We start from the raw sequence: 16,017 nt of genomic DNA on the forward strand, positions 1-16,017 counted from the left end.
TCCCTTTGGCTCACAGTAACGTCGTCGCTCGACCGGCGAGAAACGCCCCCGCAGCCAGAAACATCCCGATTTTCAACCGCCGTTGTCCGGCGGCCGGGTCGCGGAACGACTGGACGGCCGCGCCGAGCATCACCGCATCGGCGGGAACCACCAACACGAGGTAGACGATGCCGAGCGTGCCGTAGACGTACGGAACCGGACTCACGAGGATCGCGACTGCCATCGTGGCGACGCCGACCCACAGCGCCCGCCTCTCACCGACGACGATGGGGAGTGTCCGCAGCCCCTCCTCCCGGTCGCCGTCGACGTCCTCCACGTCTTTGACGATTTCGCGGGTGAACGTAGCGACGGCCGCGAGGAGAAACAGGACGAACGCGTCGGCGGGGTCGCCCACAGCCGCCGCGCCGAACAGGAACGTGCTACCGGTGAGATACGCGACGACGGCGTTGCCGACGCCGGGGAGCCCTTTGAACAGTTTCGTGTACGCGACCAGCGCCAGCAGGTTCGTCACCGCGATAGCGATGGCGAGCGGCGGCAGCACTACCGCCGAGACAACCGCGCCGAGAAACAGCGCGACGCTGAACGCGAGCGCGCCGCCGGGGGAGACGGCACCGCGCGGAATCGCCCGGTCGGGGCGATTGATTCGGTCGATTTCGTGGTCGAAGTAGTCGTTGACCGCGTTGCCTGCCGCGGTCGCGCAGGCCGTCGCCGCGACCGCCGCCAACGCTGCCCTCTGGCCGCCGAGTATCGCGTCCGGGGTGGCGATGAACGCGCCGGTCGCCGTCAGCAACGCCGCCGCAATCGTGTTGCCCGGTCGGGTGAGATCGAGCAGACCGCGGAGGCGTTCGCCGAGAGACATAGCAGGGTCTGCTTCACCGGCGATGATAAATCGCGCGGAGTGGGCGCGACGTCAAACCACGGAATTTAAATCTCACCCGGTGTTCGGTTATCGTGAAGGGCGCTTAGCTCAGTCTGGACAGAGTGCTTGGCTTCGGACCAAGTTGCCGTGGGTTCAAATCCTGCAGCGCCCATCGAATTCTGTCGCGAACTACGTGGGTGACTGACGAGAGTATCGCGAAGGATTTGAACGAGACCGAGGTTCTGCGCGAAGCGCAGGTTCTCAGGCGTAGTTCACAATCCCGCAGCGCCGCTTGTAGCATTCGCCCGGAGTTCGTTCGTGTTCGATTCCCAGTCGCGTTCAGTCCTGGTCGGGAGTCTCCGAATCGGCTCGAAATTCGTCCGCGTACTCTTCGACGAACGTCCTCATCTTTCGCGGCTCCCGACCAAGAATCCGGCTCGTATCGTCAGTCACGCGAGCGGCTAATCCGAGACGTGCGGTGGTGTAGATGCCACCCATGAGCGCGATGAACGCCAGTGAGTTCCCACGCCGTCGCATCCGTACTCCGAATTCCAACAGAGACGGCTTCGGATACGTAATCTGCCTATCGAGTACGCGAGTGAAGACGGCAGCCACCTCCGTGTAGCCTACAGCTTCGGACCCAGTGAGATCGTAGGCGTGGTTTTCGTGTCCGCGTTCGGTCAACACGGTCGCGCCGGCCTCGCCCAGGTCGCGTGCGTCGACGAAGCTGGTCTTCCCGTCGCCAGCGGGTACGAAAATTTGGTTATGTTCGACGATATCGGCTCGGTGAACTTCGAGGAAGTTCTGCATGAAGAACGACGCTCGGAGGAGCGTATAGTCGGCTTCCGTCGCCATGATTCGCTTCTCGATCCGGTGATGCGGAATGAGCACGTTCCTCTCTGCACCAAGCGTCGAGAGGTATACAATGTGGGCGACGCCGACACGGGCGGCCGCCTCTGCGAACCTCCCGACGGTTTCTGCATCGACGGTGGGTGGGCGGACGAGGAAGAGGCCGTCAACGTTAGCCAGCGTCGACCCCCACGCCTCGGGTTTTTCGAAGTCGAACTCCACGACATCGGCAGTCTCCGGCACACGTCTCGACGAAGCATCGGGGTTGCGGAGACCGACGCGCACAGTCGCGGGTCGGTCCGAAAGCGTACTGACGACGTGTCGACCGACGGTTCCCGTCGCTCCCGTGACGAGGACAGCTTTCGTCACTGTTCATGCACCCAGCAGACGAGCAATCAGGCTGCTTCGTACCCGAAACGCCGGGACGAACACTCGGCGGCGACCACTCCGTACCGTTGACATCGGTTCAGACACGCGCTTCGGTACAGATTTCAAGCTATTATACTCTCGACTCCGCGGTGTCCGCCTCGGTCGGGAGCTGACAAGCCTGCTTGGACGGACTCGCGCACTGACGATTCAGTACCGACCGTGTCGTCTCGTCCTCATCGTACCAAGCCGGTCGAATCCTGTCAGAGGGGGCGAACTCACCGGAACCGACCGACTCCTCGGGGAGTCATCCACGTCGACATCGAAAGCCCGACGACTCTCGGCTCAGTACCGCGCTCGGAACAGATACTGCCCGAGGACGACGACCGAAAAAACCAACAGTACGATAGAGACGCCCCACAGCGCCGGATATCGCAACTGATGGACGAATAGCTCGTAGCCCGCCAGCAGCGTGCCCAGAATCCACAGCGTTGCGCCGACGTACGGCGCGTCGACGGGACGAAAGCCGGACGCCGAAGCGAGCACTTCGGTCGGGTCGGAACCGTTCATTCGATGTTCCCGTCTCCGAGAGCGCCTGTGTAGCTCTTTCGATGCCGAACGCATCGTTCGGTGACGATGACACTACCCGATACCTGACCCTCGGTTAAGTTGTGCATACTATTGCCTCTCCGGAGTCTCCACCGACCGGGGAACCAACATGCCCCAAGCACGAAATAGCGGAGACGGACGAAGTGACGCTCGTCAGTCCGGCACCGCCGACAACCGAGCGACGGCCGACGACTCGGCCGACGCCCGCGCGTCAGCGACTACCGAACGACGGACGGAGCGACCGGGTGCGTTCGAACGCATGTCGTCGTGGTTCGCGGAGGCGGCTCTTCGGAGCGGTCTCGCGATCATCGGCTTCGTCTTGCTGCTGTTCGCACTCGGACAGGCCGTCGGCTTCGACCTCTTAGGGGTCGTCGCCGACGCCTTGACGTCTCAGACCGGCCAGTGGCTCGTCGTCGCCCTGTTCGCGGTGTTCATCATCGCGGCGGCGGCGCAGCGCGGTCTCCCGAGCCGGTAACGCTCCCTGTTTCGGCTTTTTCGACGTGATACTCCGACGACTAAGATACCCCGACGACTAAGAGCGCCGCCCGCGAGCGCGAGGTATGCGAGAGAGACGAGGCGCGCTCGACCCGCAGGCCGAAGCCGTCGTCGACGGTATCGAGCGACTGGGCGTCCCCGAGTGGCGCACGATGTCGGTCGACTGCGCCAGACGCGTCGAGGACGACCTCTTCACGCCCGAGGGGCCGCCGAACGACGACGGCATCGAGTTCGTCCGCGACCTGGCGTTCGAGGGTCCCGACGGGGAGGTACCGATACGCGTCTACCGACCGGACGGGGAGGGACCGTTCCCGACGCTCGTCTACTACCACGGTGGCGGGTGGACGCTCGGGACGCTCGACTCCATCGACGGCGTCTGCCGCGCGTTCGCTCGGCGCGCGAACTGTCTCGTCGTCTCCGTCGACTACCGCCTCGCGCCGGAGCATCCGTTTCCCGCCGCCGTCGACGACGCTTACGCCGCCGTCGAGTGGGCCGCCGCCAACGCGGAGACGTTCGACGGCGACGCCGGCTCTGTCGGGGTCGCCGGAACCAGCGCGGGCGGGAATCTGGCCGCCGTGACGGCGCTTCGCGTCCGAGCGTTCGACGGACCCGAACTCGCCCACCAGACGCTTCTCTACCCGATGATAGAGCGGAACTTCGAGCGCGACTCGTACGTCGAGAACGCCGAGGGGTATCTGCTCTCCGCGCGCGACGTTCGCTGGTTCTGGGAGCAGTATCTCCGCAGTCCAGTCGACGCGTACAACCCCTTCGCCGCGCCGATTCGGGCGTCGGACCTCTCTGGGCTCCCGCCGACGACGGTGGTCACCGCCGGGTTCGACCCGTTGTGCGACGAAGGAGTCGCGTACGCCGAACGACTCTCGGAGGCCGGCGTCGCCGTCGAACGCCGCCACTACCCCGCGATGATCCACGGTTTTCTCAGCTTGACCGACGACGTGGACGTCGCCGACGAGGCGATGGATGCGGTGGCGGAAGACGTTCGCAGCGCGCTCGAACGGAAGTCGGGAGAAAGGGAGTAAGAGGCGAGCGTTTACTCGCGGTCCGTCTGTCCGGCCTTCGGTGCAGAGCGCCCCGAGAGTCCGAACACCGAGCGAATCGTCGCGATGGGTTTCGGTCGCCCGACGCTCGACTGGACGACATACATCAAGATAGCGGCGCCGACGGCGGCAAACTGCACGGTCCGCGAGGGGTGAAGCATCGCGAGCACGCCAGTCGCGAAGAACGCGATGCGCGCGCCGAGAGTAATGGGTCGCCCGAACGCGAACCGGTAGTTGATGCCGTGGATGATGGCCACCGCGCCGAGCAGCGCGAGCGCCCCGGACGTGAGCGACAGCGAGTCGAACTCCGAGGAGACGATCTCGGGGTGATAGACGAACACGAACGGGAGCACGAACAGCGGCGCGGAGATTTTGATCGCCTCCACGCAACTCTTCCAGAAGTCGCCGCCCGCGATCCCGCACGCCACCGCGACACAGGTCGCGATAGGCGGCGTGAGTCCCGCGAGGATAGCTGCGTAGAAGACGAAGAAGTTGCTGGCGAGTTCGGGTAGGAAGAACTGGTTGGTCAGCGTCGGCGCGATGAGCAGCGCGACGATGGTGTAGGACGCCGTCGTCGGCATCCCCAGTCCGAGGACGATACAGATGATCATCGCGAGGATGGCGGCGAACAGCAACACGCCGCCGGAGAGGTCCATCAGCGTGAGCGAGATGGCCGTCGGGACACCCGTCGTGGTGAGGATGTCGACGACACCGTTGATGGCTGCGAGGATGATGGTCACCGGTGCGAGCACGATGACACCCTCGCGTGCACCGTTGAGCGTCTCCCAGACGACGCGCAGGACTGCTTCAACCGGAGTCTCGTCGGCCACGCCGACTGCGGCCTGCACGATGGGGATGAGCGTGCCGGTGAGCAGCATCGCGGTGGCCGTCCACAGCGCCGCAGTCATCACCGTCACCTGGATGATGCCCAGCAGGTAGATGAGGATGGCGAGCGGGAGGCCGTACTTCACTACCTCCGTGAGGAACTCGGCGCGGGGCATCGGCTCGGAGATGAGTCGCTCGGGATCGGTGTTGTCGAGCTGGGGGACGGAGACGTAGTGGACCGCCACGAAGATGGTCACGCAGAGGATGACCGCCGGAATCAGTCCGGCGACGATGACGTCCGCGTAGGTGATCCCCGTGATGAGCGAGGCCATGATGAACGCGCCCGCGCCCATCACCGGCGGGAGCACCTGTCCAGCCGTCGACGCGACCGCCTCAATGGCGCCCGCAGTCTCTGGTTTCATGCCGTTTCGCTTCATCAGCGGGATGGTAAACGAACCGGTCATCCCCGCGTTCGCGGTCTGGCTCCCGTTGACGGAGCCGATGACCGCACTCGAGAGCACCGCGGTCTGTGCGATGCCGGAGTCGATGTACCGCGCGGAGCGGAACGCGATCCGCATGATGAGGTCGAACGCGCCGTACGCCTTCAGGAAGCCGGCGTAGAGGAGGAACAGCGCGATCCACGCCGCGACGAGTCGCGTCAGGAACCCGAAGAAGCCATCGACGCTGATGACGACCGTCCGTAGGATGCGCTCGATGCCGAGACCGCCGTGTTCGAGCGGTCCGGGGGCGTACATCCCGAAGTAGCCGTAGGCGAAGCCGGCGAGGACGACGATGAGGAACGTCTGGCCGAACGACCGCCACGTGAGGTAGATGATGACGATACTGAACGCCGCGGCCATGACGTACTCGTTCGGCAGTGCGCGCCCGGCGCGGTCGATGGCGACCGCCTGGTAGTTGACGAACAGGTAGCCACAGGTCCCGGCGACGACGACCGACGAGATTGACAACGGAACCGTGTCGACGAGGTTCTCGCGGCTGAACGCGCGTTTCAGGTCCGCGCCGAACCGCTCCCGTCCGCCGCCCGCAAGCGACATAATCTCCATGAAGATGTACAGTTCGAGGATTCCGCCGAGGAAGAGGACGCCGTACTGTCCGCGCGGCATCATCTGGCTGTAGGCGTACCAGATGACCACGCCCCAGAAGAGGACCGAAAATAGGATGAAGACGTTGCGCATCGACAGCAACTCGGCGTCGCCCGGTTGCTCCTGGTCGATTTTGTTTTCGGTACTCGGTTCGGCGCCGCTGACGTTCGCCCCGCTCACACGACGTCACCTCCGACGCTCTCTGTCGATTCTCCGCACTGCCGCTGGTCGTCGTTTTCGTGTGTATGCATTGTTCCTGAGATGTTCAAAAACGGGTTGTTACGAGGCTATTCGTTCGTTTCGCCCTTCGTCCACTCGTCGTTCCAGACGTCGTTCTCCTCCCAGTATTCGGCGACGCCGGGGTGGACTTCGAGGTCCGGAATCACCGCCTGCGTCATCGACTCGACGCCGGAGTGGTCGAGCGCGGTCGGGTCCGACTCCTGGATGGCCTCCCAGTGTTCGCTTGAGAGGCGAGCGACCTCCTTGGTCGCTCCCGCCGGGACATCGGGACCGAACGCCCACTGACCGGCGAGCGCCCATGAGGTGACTTTGTCGGTCACCCGCGTCACGTCCTGCTCCCAGCCGTACGGTTCGAACTCGGTGAGGAGCGCGCCGGGGGTGTCCTCGATGGCCTGTCGGAAGTTGTCGTCGACCTCGATGGCGTAGAGCTCGCCGTTGCTGCGCACGTCGACCTCTTGCACCCAACTCGAGAGTTCCTTCCCGTTGGCGCCGTAGATACAGAGTGCGTCGGCTCTGCCTTCTTCGACGGCACCGGCAATGTCGCTCGTGTCGAGGTTGAGGATGTCGTTCTGCTCCCAGAGACCCGCTGTCCGGATGACCTCCTCGGTCAGCAGTCGCGTACCGAAGCCGGGTTGGATGGGATAGATAGTGTAGCCGCCCTCCGCGAGGTCGGCCGTCGACTCGATACCCGACCCCTCCATCGCGACCCAGTAGATCTCGAGGCTGGTGAAGATGAACCCCTGCATCGGCATGCTGTCGACAGGGTCGTCTGCGAACGGTCCCTCCTCGTTCATCGCCTTCGACAGCGAGTTGTTGTCGACACCGATGCTCGAGAGGTTCCCACCGTCGAACTCGTAGAGGTTCGCCGTCCACCCGTCGGTCACCTGCACCGAGATGTCGAGGATGTCGCTGTGCTGACTCGCCGCCCGTGCCAGCGCCTGCCCGGCCTGCTGCGTGGAACTTCCGGACGACGTCCCGCCGATGACGATCTCGTAGCTCTCTCCGTCTCCGCTCCCGTCACCGCCACCGCCGCCGCCGATATCGGTACAGCCGGCGACACCGATTACACCGAGGGTTGTCGCCCCTTTGAGTACGTCACGTCTGTTGATACGCTGGTCGTCAGTCATGCGGAACGTAAATTATTGTTCCTTTATTTAAGCCTGCCGTCCTCGTCAGTTTCTTCGGGGATTTCACCCCGTCAACGGCCGCGATTTCTTCGCTTCCGAGTGAACCGTCATGTCACTCGAGCCACGAGTTCGCGGCGTCGGCGTCGAAGGGGACGTGCCCGTCGCGTTCGAGCGCTCGGTCGCGGTACGCGCGGAGGCGCTCGCGGAAGTCGGGGTGGGCCACCTCGACGAGCGCGTCCATCCGCTCGGCCGGACTCGCCCCGCGGAGGTCCGCGACGCCGTACTCGGTGACGACGACGGAGTGATCGTGTTCGGTGTGGTCGACGTGCGACACCTTGGGGACGATTCGCGAGATGTCGTCGCCGCCCGCCGTCGACGGGAGCGCGATGATCCCCAGTCGGCAGTTTCGGTTGAAGTCACCGCCGCCGCCGATACCGTTGACGACCTGCGTGCCGCCGATATGCGTGGCGTTTGCGTTACCGTAGAGGTCGACGTCCACCGCGCTGTTGACGCCCACGACGCCGAACTGCTCGATGAGCGCCGGGTTGTTCGAGACGTCCGCCGGGCGCAGCACCACGTCGTCGGCGTAGCGGTCGATCTCCTCGAACAGCCGCTCTTGGCCCTCCAGCGACAGCGCGAGAGACGTCGCGCTCGCCCCCGAGAGCAATCCCTCGTCGAGCGCGTCCAGAAGTCCGTCCTGGAACACCTCGCCGAAGTAGACGACCTCTCGGTCGCCGAAGTCGATGCTCGAGAGCTCGCCCATGAGGGCGTTGCCGAGGCTGCCGACGCCGAACTGGAGGTGGACGGCCTCCGCGAGCGTCGGGTCGCGCTCCAGTTCTGCCTCCAGGAACGTGCCGAGTTCGTCGGCGATGGCGAGGTCCGCGTCGGTGGGGTCGCGGAACTCGTAGGGGTCGTCCGCCCGGTCGGTCTCGACGACCGCGACGAGTTTCTCGGGGTCGAACTCGACGCGCGCCGATCCGACGCGCTCGGTCGGTTCCGACACCGGAATCGGGTCGCGGTTCGGCGGGAGGTCGCGCTGGTAGACGTCGTGGACGCGTTCGAGCGCCCGCGGCTGGGCGCTGTTGACCTCCACGACGAGACGGTCGGCGGCTGAGACGAACGACGGCGTGTGGCCGATGGAGGTCGAGGGAACGAGCCAGTCCTCGCCGACGGTGACGGCTTCGATGACCGCCACGTCGGGGTGGCCGAGGTGACCGAGGCGCACCTCGTCGCCGAGCCGGGAGATGTGGCGGTCGTGGAACTCGACGCGCCGCTCATTGATGGCCTCGCGGGAGGCGCGCCGCGTCTGGAACGGGTAGCGACGGGCGAGTTTCCCCGCCTCGATGAGCACGTCGTCGACCTCGCCGCCGACGCCGCCGCCGGAGACGACCGTCAGCGACATCTCGCGGTCGCCCTCGGCGGCCGCGACGAGGACGCGTTTGGGGTAGCCTACGCCGCCGAAGCCGCTGACGAGCACCGTATCGTCGCTGCCGACGTGTTCGGCGGCCGCCTCGGCCGAGACGACCGGGAGGCCGTCGGCGATGCGGTCGCGGGTCATTCGCCGCCCGACCCGTCGTCGGGTTCGGGGTTCTCCGGCTGCGTGCCGATGCCCTCGGGCCACCCCGGCGGCTGCGCGGCGCTCGGCTGGGCGTACTCGCGCTTCAGCACCATCGGCGTGCGCTCCATCGACAGCACCTTCGTGCCCTCCTGGTTGTACGCCCGCAGTTCCGTGGTGACGATGCCGACGTGGTCGCGCGAAGAGCTCTTGCGCTTCTCCAGCACCTCGCTCTCGGCGAAGATGGTGTCGCCGTGGTACACGGGCGCGTGGTGGCGAATCCGGTCGTAGCCGAGGTTCGCGGTAGCGTTGACGGAGACGTCGATGACGCTCATCCCGACGGCGAGCGCGATGACGAACGTGCCGTCGACGAGCCGCTCGCCGAACTCCGTTTGAGCGGCGTACGCCTCGTTGAAGTGCATCGGGTTGAGGTTCATCGTGACGTTCGTCATCCAGACGTTGTCCGTCTCGGTGACGGTGCGGCCGAACGGGTGCTTGTAGACATCGCCGACGGTGAAGTCCTCGTAGTAGCGGCCCTGCCAGCCCTCGACGAGGCGCGTGTCGGTCGTTTCATCCTCGTCAACTCCGCCGTCGGTTGCCGGCGTGAGGTCGGTCGTCGGCGTCGGTTCGTGCGTCGAATCGGTGAGTTCGTCTGTCATTGGTTGGTTTCGGTGTGTTCGCTGTCGGTCTCAGTACGACCGGGGGAGGTCGAGCACGTTCTCCCCGAGGTAGTTCAGCGCGAGTTCCTGCGTGATGGGGACGAGGCGCGTGAGCCGTGCCTCCCGGAAGTATCGCTCCACGTCGTACTCGCGGGCGACGCCGCGGCCGCCGTGTGCCTGAACGGCCGCGTCCGCGGCCTCGAACGCCGCTTCCGCGGCGAGATACTTCGCCGTGTTCGCCCACGCGCCGACGGCCTTTCGGTCCTCGTCGCCGGTGTGCGTTGCCGCGTCGAAGGTGAACTGCTTGGCGGCCTGCACCCGGGTGAAGGCGGCCGCCAGCGGGTGTTGGATGCCTTGATTCTGTCCGACGGGCCGGCCGAACACCTCGCGGTCACGGGCGTAGGCGACGCCCTTTTCGAGCGCGAGTTCGCCGAGTCCTACTGCCTCGGCGGCGATGACGAGGCGCTCCTCGTTGAGTCCGTCGAGGACGTGGTAGAAGCCGCGGCCCTCCTCGCCGATGAGGTTCCCCGCCGGGATGCGGAGGTCGTCGTAGGTGACGCGGAAGGAGCTGACGACGCCGCTGACCGTCTTCTCTATCTCTTCGAGAACGATGCTCCCCTCCTCGACGCCGCGCTCGATGTCGACGAGGAACAGCGAGACGCCCTCGGTCTTCTTCTCGACCTCCTCGCGGGGCGTCGTCCGGGCGGCGAGCACAAGGTAGTCGCTCACGTCGATTCGGGAGGTCCAGAGCTTCTCGCCGTTGACGACGTACTCGTCGCCCTCCCGAGACGCGTCTGCGTCTCGGGGGTCAGCCGGGGTCTCCTCGGCGGAGGCGCGGACGGCCCGCGTCGTCATCGCCGTCGAGTCCGACCCCGCCTCCGGTTCGGTGAGGCTGAAACACTGGATCCACGCGTTGCCGTCGGCGACGCGGGGGAGCAGTCCCTCCTTGAGCTCGTCGCTGCCGTACTTGACCAGCGGCGCGGAGTTGTAGATGGCGGCGTGAACGCTCTGCGCGCCGCTGAAGCCCGCGCCGCTGGCGGCGATCTCGTGCATCATCGCCACGGCCTCCTCGGTTCCGTACCCCTTCCCCCCGTACTCCTCGGGGAGGAGCACGCCGAGCCACCCCTCGGCGGCGAGCGCGTCGACGAACTCATGGGGGTACGCCCCCTCGGCGTCGTGTTCGCGCCAGTAGGCGTCGTCGAACCGGCGACAGACCTCACGCACCTCGTCGCGAACGGCCCGCTGCGTCGGCGTGAGCGCCAGTTCGCGCTCGAAGTAATTCACCATCGTTCGTGCAAGTCCGTGAACCGAGCATAAACGTGCGGGTGGGATACGATTCCTGCCACTTCTCAACGACCGGAGACGACGGCGACGGCGGGACTGTTTCGGAGCGGTGTCGGACGAGTCGCCCGCTCACCCGCTCAGCGCGCGCAGGGCGTCGTACGGCGCGTCGCCGCTCCGTCCCAGTTCGCGGCAAGCCTCGAGCGCCGCCGTCGCTGCCTCGGGGTCGCAGTCGGCCGCGGTGGCGAGTTCCTCGAACTTCCGCGCGACCGCCTCCTCGGAGAGCGGGCACTCGGGTTCACCTCGAGCGTGCTCGACGAATCGTTCGTGCGTTCCCGACTCGGTTTCGACTTCGACGCCCGCGGCCCACGTTTCGGGGAACCGCAATCGAGTGCGGTCGGTCGTGGTCACCGTCGTCGCGTCCATCAGACGGCGGAGTTCGGGGTCGTCGAGTCTGTCCTGCGCGTCCAGAAACGCCGACAGCCCCGCATCCCCTTCCGTGAGCACGAGCGCGGCGGCGAACGGCATGCTGAACTGGCAGTCGACGAAGTTCGACGGCCGCCGCTTTGCGTCGATGGGGTCGCCGGTGAGCGTCACGCCCGACGCCGGGAGGTCGACGCGCACGGCCGTCACGTCGGCGGGGTCGACCGCATCGGCCAGGTCAAGCAGGCCGTCGATTGCTGCATGGGTGTATCGACAGCAGGGGTACGGTTTCAGCGCCGTCCGGAGAAGCGCGCGCCCCGGTTCGAGGTCGACGAGGCGTTCCGGCTCCGCGTCCTCGGTGTACCCGGCGAAGAAGCCGTTGTCGCCCTCGAGAGGCGCGGCCGCGCCGCGGAAGCCGCTCGCCGCGAGTTCGGCGGCGACGACGGCCCGCGAGGCCGCGAGGCCGGGGTGGAGCCGCTTGTTCCACGCGCCGTTTTCGAGGAACTGCAGCAACCCGGCGGCCTGACTCCCGTTGACGCCGAACGCCGACGCGAGTTCGTTCTGCGAGAGGCCGCGGAGACGCCCCGCCGCGGCCGTCGCGCCGAACGTCCCGCAGGTCGCCGTGATGTGAAACCCCCGTCCGTAGTGAGCGTCGGGGTTGACCGCTCGCCCGAGCGCGCAGGCCACGTCGTAGCCGACGACGATGGCTGTCGCCAGTTCCTCGCCGTTCGCGCCCTCGGCCTCGCCGACGGCCAGCGCGGCCGAGACGACCGGCGCACCGGGGTGAAGCGAGGACGCCCGGTGCGTGTCGTCGAAGTCGAGGCTGTGCGCGTAGGTGCCGTTGGCGAGCGCGGCGCGGTCCGGGGCGAGTCGCGCACCCGACGAGAGGTCCGTCGCGAGGCCGTCTCCCGGAGAACCCACGTGGGAAGCGACTTCGCCGTCGCCGGTCGGTCGCCGACCCCCGGCGAGCGCGTCGACGGCCGCCGAGATGCTATCCGAGGATTCCGCGAGCGACGCCCCGCCGACGACGAGGCCAGTCCAGTCGGCGAGATACTTTCCGACGGCCGCTCGAACGTCCGCGGAGAGGTCGGAGAACTCGGCGTCGAGCGCGTGCGCCGCGAGCCGTTCGGCGGCCGTACTGACGTCAGTTCGGTCGGTGCTCACGGCGACATCCCCCCGAGCCAGCCGCCGTCGAGCGCGAGCGTCTCGCCGGTGACGTAGTCGGCCGCGGGCGACGCGAGAAAGGCGACGGCTCGGCCGAACGACGGCGGTTCGCCGAGGGCTCCCACCGGCAGTTCGGCAGCGCGGCGCTCGCCGGTCTCCGCGACCGAGATGTCATCTCTTTCGGCGAGCAGGCGAATCTTCTCGTCCAGTCGGTCGGTGACGATGCCGCGGGGGCAGACGCAGTTGACGCGGACGCCCTCAGGTCCGTACTCGTTCGCGAGGCTCTTCGAGAGGGCGTAGATGCCCGGCCGGAACGCCGCCTGTAACACGTCGCCGGGCAGCGGTTCGGCGGCGGTCGCGGAGACGACGTTGACGACCGACCCCCCGTCGCCGTCGGCGAGGTGCGGGAGCGCGGCGCGGAGCGCGACCACGGTGCTCCGGAGGACGCGCTCGTAGGTGCGGTCGAGCGTCTCCACGTCGGTCTCCGCGATGGACTGGACGGGCGGGCCGCCGTGGTTCGTCACGAGCACGTCGAGACCCCCGAACGCGTCGACGGCGGTGGCGACCGTCTCCTCGATGGCCGTCGGGTCGGCGAGGTCGCAGGTGAAGGTTTCCACCGCCGCAGTGTCGCCGCCGGCGGCCTCGACGAGGTGGTCGCGGGCGTCGGCGAGGTTGTCGGGGTCGCGCGAGGCAATGGCCACCCGCGCTCCCTCGCAGGCGAGTTCCGCCGCAGCGGCGCGGCCGAGTCCCTTGCTCGCAGCGAACAGCAGTGCGCGCTGGCTGTCGAGTCCGAGGTCCACGGTCAGTTCGCGACGAAGACCGGTCGGTCTCCGTCGAGGATGACGCCTTGGGTGATGCTGCCGAACACCGCTTTGCCGACCGGGCTGCGCTTCCTGGCGGCGACGAGTATCGCGTCCGCGTCGAGTTCGGCGGCGGCGTCGAGAATCGTCTTGACGGGGTCGCCCCGCGTCGTCGCCGAGTCGGTCGGAACGCCGAGCGCTTCGAGTTCGGAGACCGCGCGCCCGACCGTCTCGGGGACGCCCTGCAGCGACTCGATGTCCTCGTTGACGGCGTCGATTATCGACCGCCCGGCCTCGTCCGCCGGGGCGTCGATCTCCTCGTGGACGTGGAGCACCGTCACCGCGAGGTCGTCGCGTCCGGGGAACTCCCTGAGCGTCCGAAACTGGGCGTCGAACCGGTTGTCGTCGCCGTCGACTGGCATGAGAATGCGATACATGACCCCTGAATCGTGAACAATCGGTTATTAACTATTCGTCCGCGGCGGGGGTCGCAGCGACGGGAACGCTTATGCGAGCGACGCGGGACCCTCTGCCGTGACGAACGACATTATCCACACGGCGCTCCGGGTGTCCGACATCGACGCGACGGTCGCGTTCTACGTCGACGGTCTCGGTCTCGAACGGAACTGGGAGTTCACGAAAGATGGCGTTCGTAACGTCTACGTCGGCGGCGAACACTGCGATTTCCAGTTCAAGTACGATCCCGAGGGCGACGACGCGACCGGTCCCGGCGGCGGCTTCGACCACCTCGCCGTCGGCGTCGACAGCACCGACGAGGCGTTCGAGCGTCTTGTCGACCGCAGCGACCCGCCGGTCGTGACCGAACCGACGACGATAGAGCGGATCGACCGCCGGGTCGCCTTCGTCGAGGACCCCGACGGCTACGTCGTCGAACTCGTCGAGCGGCTCTGACGGCGTCGCTACCGTATTGTTACGTCTCCTCTTCGGGCGACCACTCGCCGCCGACGCGGTCGGCACCCATCAGGTCGTGCCCGTCGTGTTCGGTGAAGACGACCTTCACGTTCAGTCGCGGAACGTCCCACTCCGCTTCCAGCCAGTCGACGACTGAGAGCGCGAACGTCCGTCGGCGCTCGAACGACCGTCCCCGTCGGATATCCGCGTTCAACACCGCTATCGGCCCGTCGACGGCGCGGCCGAGCGACATCGCCGCCGGAGGGTGCTTTCTGACGGCGACGGCGACGTGGCCCGTGGTCGTGGCCATCTCTTCCGTGTAGAGCCGCGTCAGCGACTCCGTGCAGGCGCGTCGTTCGTCGGCAGTCGGTTCGTAGGTGGTATCGAGCGCGAGATACGGCATCGGCCGAGGGTCACGCGCCAGTGAAATAGCGTTTTTCCGCAAACGGGGTCTGTAATCGGAACTCTGGTCGTCCCGTCACCCTCCCGGCTCAGTCTGCGGCGGCGACGACGTCTGCCGGCGGTTCGGTCCGGATGACCTGCACGACGAACACGGTCGCGACGAGCGCGAGTCCGCCGAGCATGAGCCAACTCGTCCGGTAGCCGAAGGTGTCCGCGAGATAGCCGAACGCCGGCGGCGCGACGAGCGCGCCCGAGGTGAGCGCCAACTGTCCGCCGCCGGTCGCCCCGCCCATCTCCTCCGCGGAGACGACCGTCGCCATGCAGGAGTAGTAGACGCCGGTGAATCCGAGCACGAAGAAACCGAGCACGACGAACGCCACCGCCGCGGCGACCGTCGTGTCGACGAAGGCGACGACGACGAACAGCGCAGCGCTCGCCACTGTCTGCACGAGCAGAATCTTCGCGATACGTCGGCGAGGGTCGCCAGAGAGCGCGTCGCTCAGCCAGCCCGTGACGACGCGCCCGACGCTGCCGGACACCTGAAGCGCAGCGAGCACGAGGCCGCCGACGGCGACGGACGCGCCGACGGACTCTTCGACGTAGAGAATCGTGTAGCCGGTCGTCGTGAACAGCCCCGCGCCGAGGAACGCGCCCGCCACCGTGAGCGAGCGGTACGGCCGGTTACGGAGCAGTCGTCGGAAGCTCGGAAACTTGGCGTCGCCGTCGGTCTCGGCACCGCGGTAAGCGAGCCAGAAGGCGACGGCGACGGCGAAACCGCTCGCCGCGGCAACGTAGAATCCGGCCTCCCAGAAGAGCACCCCCGCGATACCCGTGACGAGCAGCGCGCTCACCCCACTTCCGGCCGTCACGCCCACCTGCTTCACGCCAACGGCGAGGTTCTGTCGGCTCGTCGGGACGCTGTCGAATATCGCCTTGTTCGTCCCCGGCATCGCCGTCCCGTACAGCGACCCGAGCAGGAACGCGCCGACGAGCAGCGTGGCGTACGACCACGCGCCCGCGACGAGCACCGCGCCGACCGAGAGGCCGAGCAGACCGACCGTCAAGGTCCGCCGTTCGCCGAAGCGGTCGGTGAGCGCGCCCAGCGGGAGCAGAAAAACCGCGTAGCCGAGCGTCAGCGACGTCACGACGAGACCGACGGCCGTCCCCGAGAGGCCGAACTGGTCGCGGAAGAAGGGCGTCGCCGCGAAGACGGCGTAGTAACAGACGCTCGCGGCCAGTTGCCAGAGGAAAATGAGGGAGACGACGCGGCGGATATCCATTCAATCTCCGGAG

General features: G+C 66.9%; 16 protein-coding genes and 1 tRNA gene. 4 read left to right on the plus strand and 13 right to left on the minus strand.

The annotated features are described in order from the left end of the window. Positions 1-10: 10 nt before the first annotated feature. Positions 11-859, minus strand: coding sequence for a geranylgeranylglycerol-phosphate geranylgeranyltransferase (locus LAQ58_RS07280; protein WP_224449936.1), 849 nt, complete (start codon positions 857-859; stop codon positions 11-13). Positions 860-956: 97 nt separating this feature from the next. Here LAQ58_RS07280 and LAQ58_RS07285 point away from each other — a divergent pair. Then, positions 957-1,031, plus strand: a tRNA-Arg gene (locus LAQ58_RS07285). 167 nt (positions 1,032-1,198) lie between these two features. On the opposite strand, the gene LAQ58_RS07290 is transcribed toward LAQ58_RS07285, so the two are convergent. Together LAQ58_RS07290 and LAQ58_RS07295 are read right to left on the minus strand one after the other, a co-directional pair. After that, positions 1,199-2,077 carry an SDR family oxidoreductase gene (locus LAQ58_RS07290; RefSeq protein ID WP_224449937.1) on the minus strand — a complete coding sequence of 293 codons (879 nt, stop codon included), beginning with the start codon at positions 2,075-2,077 and terminating at the stop codon, positions 1,199-1,201. Between the two features lie 342 nt (positions 2,078-2,419). Next, positions 2,420-2,644, minus strand: a complete 225-nt coding sequence (locus tag LAQ58_RS07295) for a hypothetical protein (protein ID WP_224449938.1) — start codon at positions 2,642-2,644, stop codon at positions 2,420-2,422. Between the two features lie 148 nt (positions 2,645-2,792). Between LAQ58_RS07295 and LAQ58_RS07300 the strand changes: the two genes are divergently transcribed. Together LAQ58_RS07300 and LAQ58_RS07305 are read left to right on the plus strand one after the other, a co-directional pair. Beyond that, complete coding sequence (locus LAQ58_RS07300; protein ID WP_224449939.1) at positions 2,793-3,158, plus strand: hypothetical protein; 366 nt, start codon at positions 2,793-2,795, stop codon at positions 3,156-3,158. Between the two features lie 85 nt (positions 3,159-3,243). Next, positions 3,244-4,215, plus strand: a complete 972-nt coding sequence (locus LAQ58_RS07305; protein WP_224449940.1) for an alpha/beta hydrolase — start codon at positions 3,244-3,246, stop codon at positions 4,213-4,215. Positions 4,216-4,226: 11 nt separating this feature from the next. Here the strand turns inward: LAQ58_RS07305 and LAQ58_RS07310 are convergent, their stop codons facing one another. The 8 genes from LAQ58_RS07310 to LAQ58_RS07345 form a co-directional block, all read right to left on the minus strand. Then, on the minus strand, positions 4,227-6,254 hold the full coding sequence (locus tag LAQ58_RS07310; RefSeq protein WP_425490702.1) for a TRAP transporter permease: 2,028 nt from the start codon (positions 6,252-6,254) through the stop codon (positions 4,227-4,229). A gap of 194 nt (positions 6,255-6,448) precedes the next feature. Continuing rightward, positions 6,449-7,528 carry a TAXI family TRAP transporter solute-binding subunit gene (locus LAQ58_RS07315; RefSeq protein ID WP_224449942.1) on the minus strand — a complete coding sequence of 360 codons (1,080 nt, stop codon included), beginning with the start codon at positions 7,526-7,528 and terminating at the stop codon, positions 6,449-6,451. A gap of 112 nt (positions 7,529-7,640) precedes the next feature. Further along, positions 7,641-9,086 carry an acetyl-CoA hydrolase/transferase C-terminal domain-containing protein gene (locus tag LAQ58_RS07320; protein WP_224449943.1) on the minus strand — a complete coding sequence of 482 codons (1,446 nt, stop codon included), beginning with the start codon at positions 9,084-9,086 and terminating at the stop codon, positions 7,641-7,643. Then, a complete protein-coding gene (locus LAQ58_RS07325) occupies positions 9,083-9,742 on the minus strand; it encodes a MaoC family dehydratase (RefSeq protein ID WP_224449944.1) in 660 nt (219 codons plus the stop codon). The genes LAQ58_RS07320 and LAQ58_RS07325 overlap by 4 nt, the downstream gene beginning before the upstream one ends. A 30-nt stretch (positions 9,743-9,772) precedes the next feature. Then, positions 9,773-11,029, minus strand: coding sequence for an acyl-CoA dehydrogenase family protein (locus tag LAQ58_RS07330; protein ID WP_224449945.1), 1,257 nt, complete (start codon positions 11,027-11,029; stop codon positions 9,773-9,775). Positions 11,030-11,155: 126 nt separating this feature from the next. Continuing rightward, positions 11,156-12,610 (minus strand): MmgE/PrpD family protein, encoded by a 1,455-nt coding sequence (locus tag LAQ58_RS07335; RefSeq protein ID WP_224449946.1) that lies wholly within the window; start codon positions 12,608-12,610, stop codon positions 11,156-11,158. Further along, the gene (locus LAQ58_RS07340) at positions 12,607-13,410 is read right to left on the minus strand and encodes an SDR family NAD(P)-dependent oxidoreductase (RefSeq protein ID WP_224449947.1); all 804 of its coding nucleotides are present in this window, start codon (positions 13,408-13,410) and stop codon (positions 12,607-12,609) included. The genes LAQ58_RS07335 and LAQ58_RS07340 overlap by 4 nt, the downstream gene beginning before the upstream one ends. Positions 13,411-13,412: 2 nt before the next feature. Next, on the minus strand, positions 13,413-13,847 hold the full coding sequence (locus tag LAQ58_RS07345) for a universal stress protein (protein WP_224449948.1): 435 nt from the start codon (positions 13,845-13,847) through the stop codon (positions 13,413-13,415). 97 nt (positions 13,848-13,944) lie between these two features. On the opposite strand from LAQ58_RS07345, the gene LAQ58_RS07350 reads away from it, so the two are divergent. Then, positions 13,945-14,322 (plus strand): VOC family protein, encoded by a 378-nt coding sequence (locus LAQ58_RS07350; RefSeq protein ID WP_224449949.1) that lies wholly within the window; start codon positions 13,945-13,947, stop codon positions 14,320-14,322. A gap of 19 nt (positions 14,323-14,341) precedes the next feature. Here LAQ58_RS07350 and LAQ58_RS07355 read toward each other — a convergent pair whose 3' ends face one another. Together LAQ58_RS07355 and LAQ58_RS07360 are read right to left on the minus strand one after the other, a co-directional pair. Beyond that, a complete protein-coding gene (locus tag LAQ58_RS07355) occupies positions 14,342-14,725 on the minus strand; it encodes a tautomerase (RefSeq protein WP_224449950.1) in 384 nt (127 codons plus the stop codon). Between the two features lie 88 nt (positions 14,726-14,813). Then, positions 14,814-16,004 carry an MFS transporter gene (locus LAQ58_RS07360; RefSeq protein ID WP_224449951.1) on the minus strand — a complete coding sequence of 397 codons (1,191 nt, stop codon included), beginning with the start codon at positions 16,002-16,004 and terminating at the stop codon, positions 14,814-14,816. Positions 16,005-16,017: the final 13 nt, after the last annotated feature.

It is taken from the genome of Haloprofundus salilacus (genome assembly GCF_020150815.1).
GTDB lineage: Archaea > Halobacteriota > Halobacteria > Halobacteriales > Haloferacaceae > Haloprofundus > Haloprofundus salilacus.

Excerpts from the sequence above, each read along its gene's own strand:
- LAQ58_RS07280 (WP_224449936.1), bottom strand. The coding sequence starts at position 859 with ATGTCTCTCGGCGAACGCCTCCGCGGTCTGCTCGATCTCACCCGACCG.
- LAQ58_RS07295 (WP_224449938.1), bottom strand. The coding sequence starts at position 2,644 with ATGAACGGTTCCGACCCGACCGAAGTGCTCGCTTCGGCGTCCGGCTTT.
- LAQ58_RS07300 (WP_224449939.1), top strand. The coding sequence starts at position 2,793 with ATGCCCCAAGCACGAAATAGCGGAGACGGACGAAGTGACGCTCGTCAG.
- LAQ58_RS07305 (WP_224449940.1), top strand. The coding sequence starts at position 3,244 with ATGCGAGAGAGACGAGGCGCGCTCGACCCGCAGGCCGAAGCCGTCGTC.
- LAQ58_RS07310 (WP_425490702.1), bottom strand. The coding sequence starts at position 6,254 with ATGCGCAACGTCTTCATCCTATTTTCGGTCCTCTTCTGGGGCGTGGTC.
- LAQ58_RS07315 (WP_224449942.1), bottom strand. The coding sequence starts at position 7,528 with ATGACTGACGACCAGCGTATCAACAGACGTGACGTACTCAAAGGGGCG.
- LAQ58_RS07320 (WP_224449943.1), bottom strand. The coding sequence starts at position 9,086 with ATGACCCGCGACCGCATCGCCGACGGCCTCCCGGTCGTCTCGGCCGAG.
- LAQ58_RS07325 (WP_224449944.1), bottom strand. The coding sequence starts at position 9,742 with ATGACAGACGAACTCACCGATTCGACGCACGAACCGACGCCGACGACC.
- LAQ58_RS07330 (WP_224449945.1), bottom strand. The coding sequence starts at position 11,029 with ATGGTGAATTACTTCGAGCGCGAACTGGCGCTCACGCCGACGCAGCGG.
- LAQ58_RS07345 (WP_224449948.1), bottom strand. The coding sequence starts at position 13,847 with ATGTATCGCATTCTCATGCCAGTCGACGGCGACGACAACCGGTTCGAC.
- LAQ58_RS07355 (WP_224449950.1), bottom strand. The coding sequence starts at position 14,725 with ATGCCGTATCTCGCGCTCGATACCACCTACGAACCGACTGCCGACGAA.
- LAQ58_RS07360 (WP_224449951.1), bottom strand. The coding sequence starts at position 16,004 with ATGGATATCCGCCGCGTCGTCTCCCTCATTTTCCTCTGGCAACTGGCC.